Source organism: Ferruginibacter sp. (assembly GCF_031430955.1).
Taxonomy (GTDB): Bacteria; Bacteroidota; Bacteroidia; order Chitinophagales; family Chitinophagaceae; genus Ferruginibacter.
Genome location: NZ_JANPCM010000096.1, coordinates 1 through 15,008 on the forward strand (window position 1 = coordinate 1; position 15,008 = coordinate 15,008).

General features: G+C 35.3%; 16 protein-coding genes. 5 read left to right on the plus strand and 11 right to left on the minus strand.

Annotated features, from left to right (window positions below):
• Positions 1-367 precede the first annotated feature (367 nt).
• On the minus strand, positions 368-1,348 hold the full coding sequence (locus ACY65O_RS02640; protein ID WP_462219300.1) for a hypothetical protein: 981 nt from the start codon (positions 1,346-1,348) through the stop codon (positions 368-370).
• Between the two features lie 392 nt (positions 1,349-1,740).
• On the opposite strand from ACY65O_RS02640, the gene ACY65O_RS02645 reads away from it, so the two are divergent.
• Positions 1,741-2,724, plus strand: coding sequence for a DUF5777 family beta-barrel protein (locus ACY65O_RS02645; protein ID WP_462219301.1), 984 nt, complete (start codon positions 1,741-1,743; stop codon positions 2,722-2,724).
• Positions 2,725-2,802: 78 nt separating this feature from the next.
• Here the strand turns inward: ACY65O_RS02645 and ACY65O_RS02650 are convergent, their stop codons facing one another.
• Positions 2,803-4,167 (minus strand): porin family protein, encoded by a 1,365-nt coding sequence (locus ACY65O_RS02650; RefSeq protein WP_462219302.1) that lies wholly within the window; start codon positions 4,165-4,167, stop codon positions 2,803-2,805.
• Positions 4,160-4,741: an RNA polymerase sigma factor gene (locus ACY65O_RS02655; protein WP_462219303.1), complete on the minus strand. Its 582-nt coding sequence runs from the start codon at positions 4,739-4,741 to the stop codon at positions 4,160-4,162. The genes ACY65O_RS02650 and ACY65O_RS02655 overlap by 8 nt, the downstream gene beginning before the upstream one ends.
• A 373-nt stretch (positions 4,742-5,114) precedes the next feature.
• Here ACY65O_RS02655 and ACY65O_RS02660 point away from each other — a divergent pair, with 373 nt between their 5' ends.
• Positions 5,115-5,831: a murein L,D-transpeptidase catalytic domain family protein gene (locus ACY65O_RS02660; protein ID WP_462219304.1), complete on the plus strand. Its 717-nt coding sequence runs from the start codon at positions 5,115-5,117 to the stop codon at positions 5,829-5,831.
• A gap of 84 nt (positions 5,832-5,915) precedes the next feature.
• Here ACY65O_RS02660 and ACY65O_RS02665 read toward each other — a convergent pair whose 3' ends face one another.
• Positions 5,916-6,626: a hypothetical protein gene (locus ACY65O_RS02665; protein ID WP_462219305.1), complete on the minus strand. Its 711-nt coding sequence runs from the start codon at positions 6,624-6,626 to the stop codon at positions 5,916-5,918.
• Positions 6,623-8,107 (minus strand): RNA polymerase factor sigma-54, encoded by a 1,485-nt coding sequence (gene rpoN / locus ACY65O_RS02670; RefSeq protein ID WP_462219306.1) that lies wholly within the window; start codon positions 8,105-8,107, stop codon positions 6,623-6,625. The genes ACY65O_RS02665 and rpoN overlap by 4 nt, the downstream gene beginning before the upstream one ends.
• Positions 8,108-8,328: 221 nt before the next feature.
• Between rpoN and ACY65O_RS02675 the strand changes: the two genes are divergently transcribed.
• Genes ACY65O_RS02675 through ACY65O_RS02685 form a run of 3 tightly spaced genes read left to right on the plus strand, consistent with a single transcriptional unit; the run spans position 8,329 to position 9,228 of the window.
• Entirely contained in the window at positions 8,329-8,715 is a 387-nt protein-coding gene (locus ACY65O_RS02675; protein WP_462219307.1) for a hypothetical protein, read from the plus strand.
• A 56-nt stretch (positions 8,716-8,771) separates the two neighbouring features.
• Entirely contained in the window at positions 8,772-9,008 is a 237-nt protein-coding gene (locus ACY65O_RS02680) for a DUF4160 domain-containing protein (protein WP_462219308.1), read from the plus strand.
• On the plus strand, positions 8,989-9,228 hold the full coding sequence (locus tag ACY65O_RS02685) for a DUF2442 domain-containing protein (RefSeq protein ID WP_462219309.1): 240 nt from the start codon (positions 8,989-8,991) through the stop codon (positions 9,226-9,228). Before ACY65O_RS02680 ends, ACY65O_RS02685 begins: the two co-directional genes overlap by 20 nt.
• An 8-nt stretch (positions 9,229-9,236) precedes the next feature.
• On the opposite strand, the gene ACY65O_RS02690 is transcribed toward ACY65O_RS02685, so the two are convergent.
• From ACY65O_RS02690 to ACY65O_RS02715, 6 genes are all read right to left on the minus strand, one after another.
• On the minus strand, positions 9,237-9,659 hold the full coding sequence (locus ACY65O_RS02690; RefSeq protein ID WP_462219310.1) for a protein NO VEIN domain-containing protein: 423 nt from the start codon (positions 9,657-9,659) through the stop codon (positions 9,237-9,239).
• Between the two features lie 11 nt (positions 9,660-9,670).
• Positions 9,671-10,888: a DegT/DnrJ/EryC1/StrS family aminotransferase gene (locus tag ACY65O_RS02695; RefSeq protein ID WP_462219311.1), complete on the minus strand. Its 1,218-nt coding sequence runs from the start codon at positions 10,886-10,888 to the stop codon at positions 9,671-9,673.
• A gap of 148 nt (positions 10,889-11,036) precedes the next feature.
• Positions 11,037-12,233, minus strand: coding sequence for a glycoside hydrolase family 10 protein (locus tag ACY65O_RS02700; RefSeq protein WP_462219312.1), 1,197 nt, complete (start codon positions 12,231-12,233; stop codon positions 11,037-11,039).
• A 9-nt stretch (positions 12,234-12,242) separates the two neighbouring features.
• A complete protein-coding gene (locus ACY65O_RS02705; protein WP_462219313.1) occupies positions 12,243-12,695 on the minus strand; it encodes a MarR family winged helix-turn-helix transcriptional regulator in 453 nt (150 codons plus the stop codon).
• A gap of 9 nt (positions 12,696-12,704) precedes the next feature.
• On the minus strand, positions 12,705-13,748 hold the full coding sequence (locus ACY65O_RS02710) for an AI-2E family transporter (RefSeq protein ID WP_462219314.1): 1,044 nt from the start codon (positions 13,746-13,748) through the stop codon (positions 12,705-12,707).
• Positions 13,749-13,787: 39 nt separating this feature from the next.
• The gene (locus ACY65O_RS02715; protein WP_462219315.1) at positions 13,788-14,819 is read right to left on the minus strand and encodes a radical SAM/SPASM domain-containing protein; all 1,032 of its coding nucleotides are present in this window, start codon (positions 14,817-14,819) and stop codon (positions 13,788-13,790) included.
• Positions 14,820-15,008: the final 189 nt, after the last annotated feature.

Below are 15,008 nucleotides of genomic sequence, written 5' to 3' on the forward strand. Positions count from 1 at the left end.
CAGCAACTTTACTTTTGGCCTCCGGCTCCATAGTTTTTTGTTAAGGGCTTTTGGGCATATTTGAAGGGGTTTGATTTTCCCAATTAAAAATACTATATTTTCTGAGCTGATTGATAACAATAGATTGTGATTGAATACTATATTTACCCTAGCCGCCTTAGTAGATAATTTAACGTGTTCAATGCACTAAGGACATACTTTAATCTCACTGGGTTCGCTTCACATAAGTTGATAGATCTGATATAACGCTGTTTTTTGTGTACCGCTATTTCTGGAAGGAAAAGTCTTATAATATTAAAAGCCCCGAATTTTTAAATCCGGGGCTTTTAATATTTTCTATAGATATTAAATTATCAATATTATTATATTAACTGAATAAACCACCTTTCTTTAATTCACGTACACCTTCTCCAATTAAAAATCCATTTTGATAAATCATTATTTTATAACTTCCCTGTTGAAAGTTGCTGCCTGGTGCAAAAGCAAACTCAACGTTTTTCCTTTTAGCGGTTTCAATTTCTACAGGTAATTTAGCTGTGTAACTTTTAGCGCCATCATCACGTGTTGTAAAAGTTTCAGTTCCTGTAGCAACTGGTTGGCCATCCGGGCCTATAACCACTACATAAACATCAGTTGAACCCGGTTGTGCAATACGGTTAGTAACATCAAAGCTTACTAAAAGTTTATCTACACGCTTTGCAGTGCTTGATACTTTTTCTTTACCGTTTCTTTTAATGTTTACAGGAGTAATAACAATGTTAGAAGCATTTAATGTAGATGCTACATCAACTTTCTTTTCTAATTCTTCTTTAACAACTGTGGTTGCAGCCAGATCCTGAGTAACTTTCTCTTTTTCCTGGGTTAAAACAACTTTGTCGTTAGATAATGTTTGATTTTCTCCTGTAAGTCTTGCAACATCTGCTTCTAAAACAGAAATTTTATCGTTTAAAGAAGCAATAAGTTTTCTAGCTCTTGCCAGTTCACCGGCAGTTGCATTTTTCTTATTTAAAATGCTGCGGATTTCTGCTTTTACTTTAGTAATTTCAGAATTCTTATCATTCAACTGGCTGTTTAAACCGGTGTTAGCAGTAGTCATTGAATCAAGCCTGGCAAGTGATGCATCAAAGCTCACCTGGATATCGCTTTTTTCGTCAGTAACTTTTGCAATTGTTGTTTGTTGCTGCTGAATAGTTTCTGAATTTTTGTTCTTGTCGTAAACCATGTAACCACCAAGGCCTAAAACTGCTGCTGCCAGTACACCTATAACAGCGTTTTTTGCAGTATTGGTTTTACGGGTTGTTACAACCTGTGTTTCCTGCGAAGGAGTTGGAAAATTTGTTGTGCTCATGATAATAGATTTTATGATTAAAAAAATTTGATAAACTAATTGATAACAGTATTTTTCGGTATCTGCTGCCATAGTTTCCAAAACCGTGCCATAATTTTTTTTATTTAAAAAAATTGACCAAAAATTAATTGGTTTTGCAGGCTCTAAAGCACTGATTTTATATAGAATAGGAGTATGAAAAAATTTTTTTTTATGCCTCGAAAAAGCCATTTTTTATTGTTAATGAATTACTAAAGGAAATGTTAATCAGCTGAAAGAATTAATTTACTCAGGAATATTTTCGGCCTAAACTTAAAAAATTGCATTAGTTGAATGTATAAATTTATTCCTTTAATGCAACGGCAACCAATTGGCTTTACCTTACGTTATTAACTTAAACCTAAAATTATTGTATGAGAAAATTATGTTTATTACTTTTTGTTTGTATTGGAAGCAGTGTTTTTGCACAGGAAGATACTGCAGTATCAAAATTAATGGCTTCAATGGATGAGCCTAAATCTAAAGCTAAGGAACCAACGCCTGTCTTTTATTCTCAAAAATTAATTAATGCAAATACAGTAGAAGTTTTACGTAAAGGTATTTTAGAATTTAAAGTAGTGCATAATTTTGGTGATATAGCCGGGGATAACGGAGGCGCCAAAACTTTTTATGGATTAGATAATGCCACAGATGTAAAAATTGCTTTTCAGGCCGGGCTGAGCGATAAACTAAATGTTTTTTTATCAAGAACAAGGGGCGGCGGAAATTTATCGCAGTTAATTGAAATGGGAGTAAAGTACCAGTTTTTACAACAAATAGAAAATGATCCTGCACATCGTGTAGCAGTAACTTTATTTGCCAACAATGTAATATCGGCAATGAGGGCAGATACCGACACCAGTATTGGACAGTTAAAAGTAAACGAAAATCATTTTACTAAATTCTCCGACAGGATGAGCCAGGTAGTGCAATTAATGATAGCAAGAAAATTTGGCAAACTCAGTTTGCAACTAAGCCCAACTTATGTACACACCAATTATGTGGTGCTTAACGACCAAAAAAATTTGTTTGCATTAGGTGGTGGTGTTCGTTTGCCATTAAGTAAAAAATTTATTTTAGTAGCTGATTATTTTCATGCCTTCCGCTCTAAAGAATCGGAAGCAGCATTGGCAGCACAATACGCCAACTACTACGATGCCAAACGATACGATGCTTTTGGTATTGGCTTTGAAATTTTAACACCGGGGCATATGTTTCATCTCAACTTTACTAACACCACTAATATTTTAGAAAACAGGTTTATACCACGTACCTATACAAGCTGGGGCAAAGGGCAGTACCGCTGGGGATTTACAATTGCTAGAAATTTTGTTTTGTTCAGGGACAAAAAGAAATAATAAATTTTGCTTTGTGATGCTTAATATTAAAAAGGGCTCTTAAAATTAAAGTGCCCTTTTATACTTCATTTTTTAAATTCACTTTTTCTTTTTTGCAAATGGTTTTACTGCTGCTGTAAATAAAAGGCCGGCACTGTTAAGTTTTACTTTACCGGCGCCAATACCGTTTATGGGTATTTTTAAAAAGGGCTCAGCTAAAAAAGAAATACGATGATTTAATTTATACTGGTATCCGCCAGAAAGTGTAAGTACAGAAAAATAATTTTCATTTTCGTTTTTGTAAGTACGCTTATAACTCCATACTTGTCCGCTTGCACCTTTGTACTGGTAATCATATATTTCTTTCTTCATTAAATAAGAGGAAAAACCCATACCGCCATACCAGTTATGATTTTTTACCTGCTTAAAATTATATTGCAGCGTAAGCGGTATTTCAAAAACATTACAATCGGCATTTATTTTTTGCAACCAGGGATTTACAGTTGTGCCTGCCGGAAATTTATATTGTGCTGCTGTGGCATAATATATTTTTTTAGAAACAAATAAGCCAGAACGGAGTGTAAAGCGGTTTAATAAATTATAACTTAATCCAGCGCCATAAAAAGGCTTAAGCTTTCCGGAATTATTAATATGTATATAACTTAATTCTTCACCTGCAGATAAAGTAAGAGCAAAATTATTTGCAAATTTTTTATTGCTATTTTTCTTTTCTTTTACAACAGCAGAAATTGGTTCCTTTTTTTCTGATGCTATTTTTTCTTTTTCAACATTTGTATTTTCAGCTTTTTCGGTAACTGAATCTGTTTTTATTATTGCTATTTTTAAATCCGCCTTATTTGTATTTACAGTTTCGGGAGCGTTAACCATATTTTCGTCATCACTGTTTTTTACAATGGCATTTTTTTGAGCAGATAAATCAGCTTCGTTATCTGAAACTTTTGCAGGCTTTTTTATTTTTATTGCAAAGCGGCTTTTTTTACTGTACTTTAATTTTGCATTGCCGCCAGTTTCGTTTGTATTATTTGCCAACGTAAGTTTTTTTGTACCCGGCAACGTGTTTTCTGTATTAGTATTATTTGCAGTAGCTGCTGGTGTAACATTTTGAGTTGATGAGGAAGTATTACCTGATGTTTCAGCAGTTATTTTATCAGGATTATTATCAGATGATGATGTAAAATCTTTTGGATCAGCAACAGATTTTGCTTTTTGCTGTTTAGCTTCAGCCGTTACAGTTTTCTTTCCTGCATTATTAACAGAAAAAATAACAGCACTGACCAGCACTAAAAAAAACAGGATGAAGAAAATATATTTTTTTCTGTCTTTTTTTTGAGGCAAATGTTTATCCAGCAACTCCTCCATCTTACCCCATGCTTTATCATCATAAGGCGGATGATGCTGGTTGGCGGCATCCCTTATCAGGTTATCAATTTCTTCGTCAGGCATTTTTGGCAATTAAGGTTTTATTTTGGTGGTACAATATCTTTTGTAATTGTTTTCTTGCTTTAGCAAGATTTGATTTTGATGTGCCTACTGAAATATCCAGGTGTTTGGAAATTTCTTCATGGCTAAATCCTTCTACAATAAAAAGATTCAACACAGTGCGGTAGGCCGGCGACAGATCCTGTATAAACCGTATTATTTCATCATGCGAAATTTTATCAACAGCTGTTTCTGATTCAATCGGCAAATGCACCACTGCCGCATCCAGTTCTATTACATTTTGATGTTTATTATTTTTTCTAAAATGATCAATAGCGGTATATACCATTATTTTTCTTAACCAGCCTTTAAAAGAGCTTATCACATCGCTGTAAGCAGGTTTAAAATTATGTATCTCTTTAAAAATTTTAATAAACCCGTCGTTTAGTATTTCAGAAGCATCTTCGTCCCTGCTGGTATAGCGGTCGCATACAGACATAGCATAGCCATAGAAAGAGTTGTACAATTTTTTTTGGCTCTCTCTCTCGTTAAGGGCGCAGCCCCTTATTTGCAGGTTTAATTCGTCGGCAGTTAACAAAAACTAAGCTTTAAAACTTTTAATAATAATCGTAAAAAAAAGCACTAAGGTTGCTATAACCAAAAGATAACACTTTTTGTGCTGCGGTACAAGTGTTTATGTAAAAATTAAAATCAACTTTAATAATGCTGAGCTGGTTTTAATATATGTTTTTAAAATTTTTGAATAATTTTTTAAAATAAACTCTAATAATTGAGATTAATACCCTTTTTAAGCATCGCTTTTTTGTAAACACACCAAGTACATTTACGCTGTTAAATATTCTAAAAAATTAAATTTATTTGCTTTGATTTATCTGCACAATAAAACCGTTGTTTAAAACGATTTATATGTACGATTTTATATCGCCGTATCCAAACTGAAAACTATAAGAATGAAATTAATCCGTAACGCATTAATGCTGCCTGCATTGCTGCTGATGGCAAATGCCGCTTCTCCTCTTACTGAAAATAAACTAACAATTAAACTTCCTTTGGTTGAGGTGCCGGTTATATCATCAACAGTAAATTGTTATGCAGAGTGGAATTTAACAGCCGCAGGTTTATCTTACGAGGTATTTAACGATGCAGTAAAAGGTTATAAATATTTGCTCGGCAAAAAATTATTAAATAACAGTAACGTACTTACAATTGTTGATTACAGCAAACCCTCTTCTCAAAAAAGATTGTATGTGCTGGATATGAACAGCGGAGAAGTTTTGTTTAATTCAGTAGTGGCACACGGAAGAAACTCAGGGTTGGAATATGCCAGTGATTTTTCAAATGCAGAAGCATCTCATAAAACAAGTTTAGGATTTTTTATTACCGGTAATACTTACAATGGCGGTAATGGTTATTCTTTAAAATTAAATGGCTGCGAAAAGGGCATTAACGATAAAGCACTGGAAAGAGCAATAGTAATGCATGGAGCCGCTTATGCCGATGAAAAATTTATACAGTTTAATGGTTACCTGGGCAGAAGTTATGGTTGCCCGGCAGTGCCACAAAAAATAAATAAAAAAATAATTGACGCAATAAAAAATGGCAGTTGTATGTTTCTGTATCACCCAACAAAAAAATATATTGCTGCTTCAAAAATACTAAACAGTTAGGCTTTTTTCAATCTACAGTTAAAGTTTCAATTGTTAGGCACAACAGGAGAAAGATACCTCACCGCATGGTGGGGCATTCTTTTTTTAAAGAATAAATATTGCAGCAGCAAGCTGGCAAACAATGCCAAAAAATAATCCCCAATAAATTTCTTTTTGTGTATGGTTGCTTATTATTAAACGGCTGGTACAAACCAACCCCGTAATTAATAAAGCTATGCATAAGGGCCATGTCATTAACATGGTATTGTAAGTCATTATTATTAAAAACAAACCCAGCAAGCCACCCATGCCCATGGCATGCATGCTTATTTTAAAATAAATATTACTGAGTAAGCCAACAACTGTGGTAAGAAAAACCCCTGTCATAAATGATGGCAGTATAAGTGCAAGCTGGGGATCCATTTTAAAAAATACCCACGCTGCCCAAAAATAAAAGATCATACTGGAGAGATAAGGTCCAATCCTGTCTTGCGGAGTAACTAAAAAAATTGATTTAATAAACCCTAAACCCTTCATCAATAAAACTGCAAATGCCGGAAAAAAAACAGTGTTTAAAACGGTAGTTAATAATACCCGGTATTTTTCATACAGTGTAAAGCCTGCAAAATAAGATGGATGAAAAAAAATTAAAAAACTTATGGCATACAATGGTATAAACAGCGGATGAAAAACATAAGAAAAAAAATGCGCTAAAATGCTGACGATTGACCACTGACTATAGACTACAGGAGTTTGCACATCATCAATTGTCAGTTGTCTGTTGTCAGTTGTCTGTTGTCTATTGTTAGTCATCATAAAACTTTTCTTAAACGGGCCACCGGAATATTCAATTGCTCCCTGTATTTAGCAACCGTACGCCGTGCAATATTGTATCCTTTTTCCTGCAATAATTCTGTAAGGCGCTCATCACTCAGCGGGTGCTTTTTACTTTCTTCTTCAATAAAATCGCTCAATATTTTTTTTACTTCCCTTGTACTTACTTCTTCGCCACTGTCGGTTTGTAAACTTTCGCTAAAGAAAAACTTAAGCCGGTAGGTACCAAATTCTGTTTGCACAAATTTACTGTTGGCCACACGGCTTACTGTAGAAATATCAAGGTTGGTAGCTTCGGCAATATATTTTAAAATCATCGGCCGCAGTTCTGTTTCATCGCCGGTAACAAAAAAATCATGCTGATAATTCATTATAGCCTCCATCGTATTCAGCAAAGTATTTTGCCGCTGTTTAATAGCATCAATAAACCATTTGGCGGCATCAATTTTTTGTTTAATAAAAAGTACCGCTTCTTTTTGACGCTTATCTTTTTTACTGCCACGTTCGTAATCTTTCAGCATATCCCTGTAGCCTTCACTAATTCTAAGATCGGGGGCATTTTTACTGTTAAGCGTTAATTCTAATTTACCGGCATTGTTGTAAATAAAAAAATCGGGTATCACATAGCTTTCACCTTTGTTGGTATCACCAATATTACCCGCCGGTTTAGGATTTAATTTTACTATCTGCTTAATAACTTCTCTTAATTGTTCATCGCTAAGTGTTAAGCCACGCTGTATTTTTTCGTAATGTTTTTTTGTAAACTCATCAAAGTATTTATCTAATACTTTCATCGCTATTTCTACCGCTTTACCTTCATCTAATTTTCTTTCTAACTGCAGCAGCAAACATTCCTGCAGGTTTCTTGCACAAATGCCGGGAGGGTCAAACTGCTGTATCTGCAATACCAATTGGCCTATCTCTTCTTCTGTAGTGCTAACATTTTGCCTGAAAGCCAAATCATCCACAATGGAAGAAATATCTCTCCGCAAATACCCATCATCATCTAAGTTGCCAATAATTTGTTCGGCAATTTTTTGCTGATGAGCATCTAAATTAAGTTGCCCGAGTTGCTCCAGCATCAGTTCGTTAAAACCCACTTCCACCCGGTGCGGAATAACTTTGCCATCATCAATCTCCGGATAATTTTCATCCCGTAATTTATAGTCACCTACTTCATCATCGCCATCATTTACATATTCGCTGATGTCTAAATTATCATAATCGTCTGTACTGCCATCCGCCTCAAAATCATCTTCAGTATCTTTAAATTCGTCGTTGGCCTCATCGTATTCATCTTTATGATCTTCCTCTGTTTGCTCCAGCGCCGGATTTTCTTCCATTTCTTCTTTAATCCGCTCTTCTAAAATGGCAGTAGGTACCTGCAGCAATTTCATTAATTGAATTTGCTGGGGCGATAATTTCTGTAATTGTTTTTGGTATAATCCCTGACTTAATGCCATAACCTCTATCTCCGCCAGCTGGCGGAGAATTTATTACGTTTTATTGTTAAAAATTTTGTTATCAGCATAGAGCTTTATTTAGCTTCATTGGTCTGGCTTAAGGCGAGACACTCTTAAACAGTAAATATTTACTGAACTTTTACCTAAGCGAAAACTTTAATGCACAAATGACCGTATCTCTTGTTATAAAATGTAAATTTACCCACAAACTTACTTGTAATATGAACGCAAAAGCTAAATTTTTATTTTTTTGCATGATTTTTGTGGGAACTGGCGTTTTTGCTCAAAAAAATGTTATAAGTAATGTAACAGAAAAAAGCAGGGTTGCTGTCTCCCGATTGGATCCGCCCAGTTTTTACAATTTGTATTCAGTAAAAAAAGACAATAAATTTTATTTAGGCTCCCCGGCATTTAAAACTACCAACGAAAACAAATCCATTATTTCCGCCACACCAATTATCAGCAGCAATTTTTACACTCAAAACTTTGGTTTTTTCTGTAAAAAAGAATTACAGTTGGAAAAAATAACAAAGATCCCTTTTAAGTTCAGGTTAGGAAGTGTGCAGCAATGTGACTGGATGGAGGGAAAGAGAGTTACGTTAAGGTAAAATTATACGTTACATTTCTATCTTTATTTTAAAAAAGACTTTGTAACTTTATCTTGATGCCAACTGTATTTGTTATTAACGGGTTCAGATTTTTCTTTTACAGCAATGAAAATAATGAACCAGTTCATGTTCATGTAGAGAAAGCTGAGGCAGCAGCAAAGTTTTGGCTTAGCCCAGTAATATTGGAAAATAACTACGGTTTTAATTCGGGAGAGCTTAAACAAATTGAAGTAATAATTGATAAAAATTTATCTACTTTAATAAAAAAATGGAATGAATACTTTAATAAATAGTACAATACAGGTATTTGCAAAAAATATTTCTTTTGAAAATGATATGCTGTGTGTTGACTTAATGGATGGCAGAGAAATAAATGTGCCTCTAACCTGGTTTCCTAAACTTTCTAAAGCTACTTCTGCTCAATTAAATAACTGGCGTTTTATTGGTAAAGGGCTGGGTGTTCACTGGGAAGAGCTTGATGAAGATATATCAATTGAAGGGTTGTTGAGATAGTGCAAAGATTATTGTTTTTTCAATAAGAATCCAGTAATGTCTTTTAAGTGAATCGAATAGTTTATAGAAATTCTTTTTACCTTATTTTCTATAGCAAGATTAAATATCGTTCTATTTTTTTCAGGTATAAGTTTTTCAACCTCTTCGTAATTTAAAATATATAACTGTTCTTCACCGTTTGGATATATTTTCACAACATACAGGTAAAACTTATTCCCAGATTTTAAAAATTGTTTATAATTGAAGTTGCTGAAAAGAGTAAAAGTATTGTTTCCTATTCCTTTAACTTCAATATGCCTTTCTTCGCTTGATTGAGAACAAACTGACAAGATATCAATTCCTTTATTATTTACATGATCAGCAGGAGTTCTTTTGTTTTGTATCTCAAAGTCTTGGACGTGTTTTAAAGCCTTTTCTGCGGTTGTATTCATTCTGATTAAATTTACGCATTCACCACCATCTCACTCAACACCTTCTTAATCACCGCTACCATTTTTTCTCCCTTCTCTTTTATCTGTTCATCACTCCACACTAGACTAATAGCAGTAGAAACACAACGGCTCATTACTGCATCGCTTGCAGCAAAGTCTTTATTGGCATGATGCATTACTTTTTGTTTCAGCTCGGGGCTTAACGCATTTAGTGTAATAGAATTTTTAAGATGATCCCATTTGCGGATGTAATGCCAGTTATTATCGAACCAGTAAAAATTACCGGCTAAAATATTTTGTGCTTTTAATTCGGCCACAACTGCTTTTGTAATTTCGGCAGTAGGTAAAAACCAGCTTACAAAAGAGCCACTGTCGCCAGCTTCGTCAGGCACACGGCGAAAACTTATTTCGGGCACTGTGGCTAAAATATTTTTTAATGCGGCGTTATTTTTTTTCTGTATCGTTAAAAATTCATCCAATCTGTTTATTTGTGCCAAACCAACTGCAGCATGCAGTTCACTTATCCTGAAATTGTATCCAATAAAAGGGTGCAAATCGGCGCCACGGTCGGCACCTTTATGATCGTGCCCATGGTCAGTATAGCCATCACATTTTTCGTACAAATCTTTACTGTTCATCATTACCACACCGCCTTCTCCGCAGGTAATGGTTTTTACAAAATCAAAACTAAAAGTGCCTGCATCACCAATGGTGCCGAGCATCTTTCCTTTGTATGTGCCGCCAATTGCCTGGCAGGCATCTTCCAGTAAAATCAATTTATGTTCTTTACAAATAATTTGCAGCGCATCCATATCAGCCATGCTGCCGCACATATGTACGGGCATTATGCATTTTGTTTTGGGGGTAATGGCAGCTTTTACTGCATCAGGGTTTAATGTAAGTGTATCATCTACATCAACCAAAACTGGCACAGCGCCTACACTAATTATTGCTTCAAAACTGGCAACAAAAGTAAAAGAAGGGCAAATAACTTCATCGCCATAGCCAATACCTAAGGCACTCATTACTGTTGTTAATGCTGCTGTACCGCTGCTTAATAACATGGCATAATTGCAACCAAAAGTTTTACAAACAGCATTTTCCATTTCTTTCGCTTTCCAGATTTCTTTGCGTGGGCCATCAAAACCATAGCGCATTAAAATTCCTGTTTGTAAAACATCATTTACGTGTTTGCGTTCTGCATCGCTCCAAAGTTCAAAACCGGGCATAAAAAAATAATTGATAATTAAAAATGAATAATTAATAATGCCTTTGAGGGCAGAACTTAATTATAAAACAAAGGTATAGAATTTGAAGTTTCTAATATGAGTCAAAGACTCATATTAGAATTGCATTCCGCGGGAGAAGTGCACGAGACTATTTTACCTCCGGCGTTTTTACCGGCACGGCAAAATAATTTAACCGCAAACTATCGCTCCAGCCATTGGGGTTTTTATCAAAACTTTTACTGCTGAAAAATATCATACCCTGAATGTTTGGGGTATTACGTAAGGCTTCTATTTGCCTGGGCAACTGGGTTACATCTTTCCAGTAAACATTACTGCCGGCTTTATAAATACCCAGGCCTATGTAACAGTTTTTGCCATAAGTATGTGTACTCCACCAATCGAGTATAATTTTATAAGGCGCATTTTTCTGCTCAAACTCCCAATAAATTTGTGGTGCTACGTAATCTATCCAACCGCTTTTTAACCACAATAAAATATCAGCATACAGATCATCGTAGTTGGTTTGGCCGGCCCTTGTATTGCTGCCGTTTACAGGGTCTTTATCAATATTGCGCCACACACCAAATGGGGAAATACCAAACTGGCATTTTACATTTTCTTTTTTTATTACTCTGTACAGCATTACAATTATAGAGTCCACATTGCTTCGTCTCCAATCATCTTTACTAAGTCCGTTGCCGTACAATTTATAGTTGCCGTTATCAGGAAATTCCTGCCCGGCAATGCGGTAAGGATAAAAATAATCATCAAAATGTATAGCATCTACATCGTAACGGCTTACCACATCTTTTACAATATTGGTTACATATTGCTGTACCTGTTTGTTTCCCGGATCAAAATATTTTTTATCGCCGTAAGTTAAAAACCAATCGGGATGAAGCTTGGTAATATGGGTTGCGGCAATAGATGAAGTATTAATATTAAACTCAGCCCTGTACGGATTCATCCATGCATGAAACTCCATACCACGTTTATGCGTTTCGGCAAGCATAAATGCTAAAGGATCGTAATAAGGTATTGGCGGCTGGCCCTGTTTACCTGTAAGCCATTCGCTCCAGGGTTCGTATTGCGAAGGATAAAATGCATCGGTAGCCGGACGTATTTGCACCACCATCGCATTCATGCCGTTGGCTTTGTGCCCATCTAATATTTTTATAAACTCTGCTTTTTGAGCATCGGAATTTAAGTTTTTGTTTGATGGCCAGTCTATATTATCAACCGAAGCAATCCATACACCACGAAACTCGGGTTTGGTTTGTGCCGATGATGTAATATGCAATATGCAATTGGCAAAAAATAAAATAAAAGGAGCAAAAAATTTCATGAATAATAATTATTTTGGTTCACGGATTTTATCTAATAATTTATTTAATGTTTTAGCATCGGCTTCAGATAAATTACTGAGTACAGCATCCATTTCATCCTGGCTTCCATCTAATTTCGCCAGCAGTTTTTTACCTTTATCAGTTATAGAAACATCTACCAAACGTTTATCGCTTTTGCAAATAACTTTTTTTGCCATTTCTTTTACAATAAGCCTGTCCACAATGCGGCTGGTGTCGCTCATTTTATCGAGCATGCGCTGCCGTATTTGCAAAGTAGAAAGCGGCTGGCCTGCACCACGTAAAATACGCAGTATATTAAACTGCTGCGACGTAAGCCCATGTTTTTCAAAAAGACCTTTCATTTGTTCACTCATCCAGTTAAAAGTATAAATGAGATTAATGCTGGCCTTCTGGTATTCGTTCCTGAATTTTGATTGGTTAATATCTTCTTCTATACCCATGATAAAAAATTATTCTTTTGGTGATGGTTCGGCAGTTGCCGATGTTGGTTCGGCAAATTCGTTAAGGTAAATTTTAATTAAAATAATAAAATAGCTTACTAATAAAGGGCCAAAAATTAAACCCATAAAGCCAAATAATTTTAAACCAACTATTACACCCAACACAGTTATCATAGGGTGCACATTGCCCATTTTTTTTAACAACCCCAGCCTTGTTATATAATCAACATTACCGGTTACTACAATACTGTAAATTGTTAAACCGGTAGCGGTGTAATTATTGCCGGTGGAGTACAGGTAAATTACCAGCGGCACCCAAATTATCATGGTGCCTACCAATGGAAAAAAAGCAAATACACCGGTTACAAAACCCCACATGCCCCAATCTTTTACGCCAAAAATTAAGTAACCAATGGTGGCAAATATACCCTGCACAATACAAATAATCGGTATGCCAATGGCATTGGCCCTTATCATTACTATGGTTTCGCTGGCCAGTTTATCTACATTCTCTTCTTTTAAAGGAATTATTTTACCAAGATATTTTTCAATGGCCCTGCCATTTACCAAAAGATAATAGTACAAAAAGAAAAGCATGATAAGATTGGTTAACACATTGGCGGTGGTATTGAGTAATTTGGGAATTGAACCTGAAATTTTTGCAGCTACCGACTTCGTATTTTCATCGGTAAATATTTTCATGCCGGTGAAGGCTTCAATTTTATCCGAAAAAATTTGTATGCCCTGCATTACTTCGTGCTGGTTATTTACCACAGAATTTATTTTAGGCGATACCATCTTAATTGAAAAATAAACCGGTATGGAAATAATAATGATAGAACCCAAAATAAAAAGCAATGCCGTAAGTCCTTTTTTCCATCTTTTTTTAAGAATTAGTTTATGGTACCAGTTACGGGTGAGTATGTATAAAGTAGCGGCACCCAACAGGCCGGGTAAAAAAGCATACAACTGAGTTAAAAGCGCAATAAGCAAAAATGCAATAATAATAAGTAATATAATTTGCCTTAGCCGGTTATTAAATACATCAGGCATAAATTAAAGTTGATTTAAAATTATAAAAGTAAGTTGCTGTTAATCTTTCCATACACTGGCTCCCTCGCTGCAGTTGGCACAAATATCAATATTCTTGCGGCTGTTCATTAACTCTTTTCTAAATTGTTTATAATTATCGTTGTGCCAAATTTGTTTAAACGATTGATTTTTTAAATTTCCCAATTGATGCAGGGCATCTTTATCAAAACAACAGGGCACCACCAATCCATCCCAGGTAATTACGTTGGCATGCTGCAGCTTCCAGCAGCGGTTGGCTAATTTGTTTTTTGCTGTATAAGTACCATCAGCATTTTTTTTATAGCGGCTGAATTTATCTGTTGTGGGGATTAAATTGTTGGGATCGGTTTCGTAATCATATACCTGTGCGGTTTTAAAACGCACTTCATCCACACCCACTTCTTTGGCCAATCGTTTTATATCTTCTATCTGATGTTCATTTGGTTTTACTACTAAAAACTGAAAGAATACAAAAGGTGTTTTACTGTTGAGTTCCTTTTTCCATTTTACAATATTTTTTGCCCCTTCAATTACTTTATCAATATTGCCACCCACACGGTATTGTTTATACACCTGCTGTGTGGTGCCATCAATAGAAATTATTAAACGGTCTAATCCACTCTCTACAGTCCGCTTTGCATTATCATCATTTAAATAATGTGCATTGGTACTGGTGGCGGTGTAAATGCCTTTTGACGATGCATATTTTACCATGTCTAAAAAATCAGGATTTAAATAAGGTTCGCCCTGAAAATAAAAAATGAGGTACAATAATTCTTTATAAATATCATCTATAGTATCCCTGAAAAAATCTTTTTGCAGCATACCTGTTGGCCGGGTAAACTGGCGTAAACCGCTGGGGCATTCGGGGCAGCGAAGGTTGCAGCTGGTGGTAGGTTCAAACGAAACAGAAACCGGGTAACCCCATTGCACCGATTTGTTTAACAGGCGGCTGATATAAAAACTGCTGAGTACTTTAATGCCGTTAAAAAAACGGCGTGGGGTAAGTTTGCTTAATAAATTGGTACTATCGTTCCAGTTAAACTGAGGCATGCGGCAAAGGTAAGATGAATGGGAGTTATTTAATACTTGCCAAATATTACTCCTTTAATACCTTCTTTTTTAACAAAACCAATTTATTCCCATTGTATAGATTTATTAAATAAAAAAACCAACTGGACACCGGATAATTTTGGCCCCTTACAAATTCCTGAAAATTGCTATTTTGTTTTAGGTGATAAC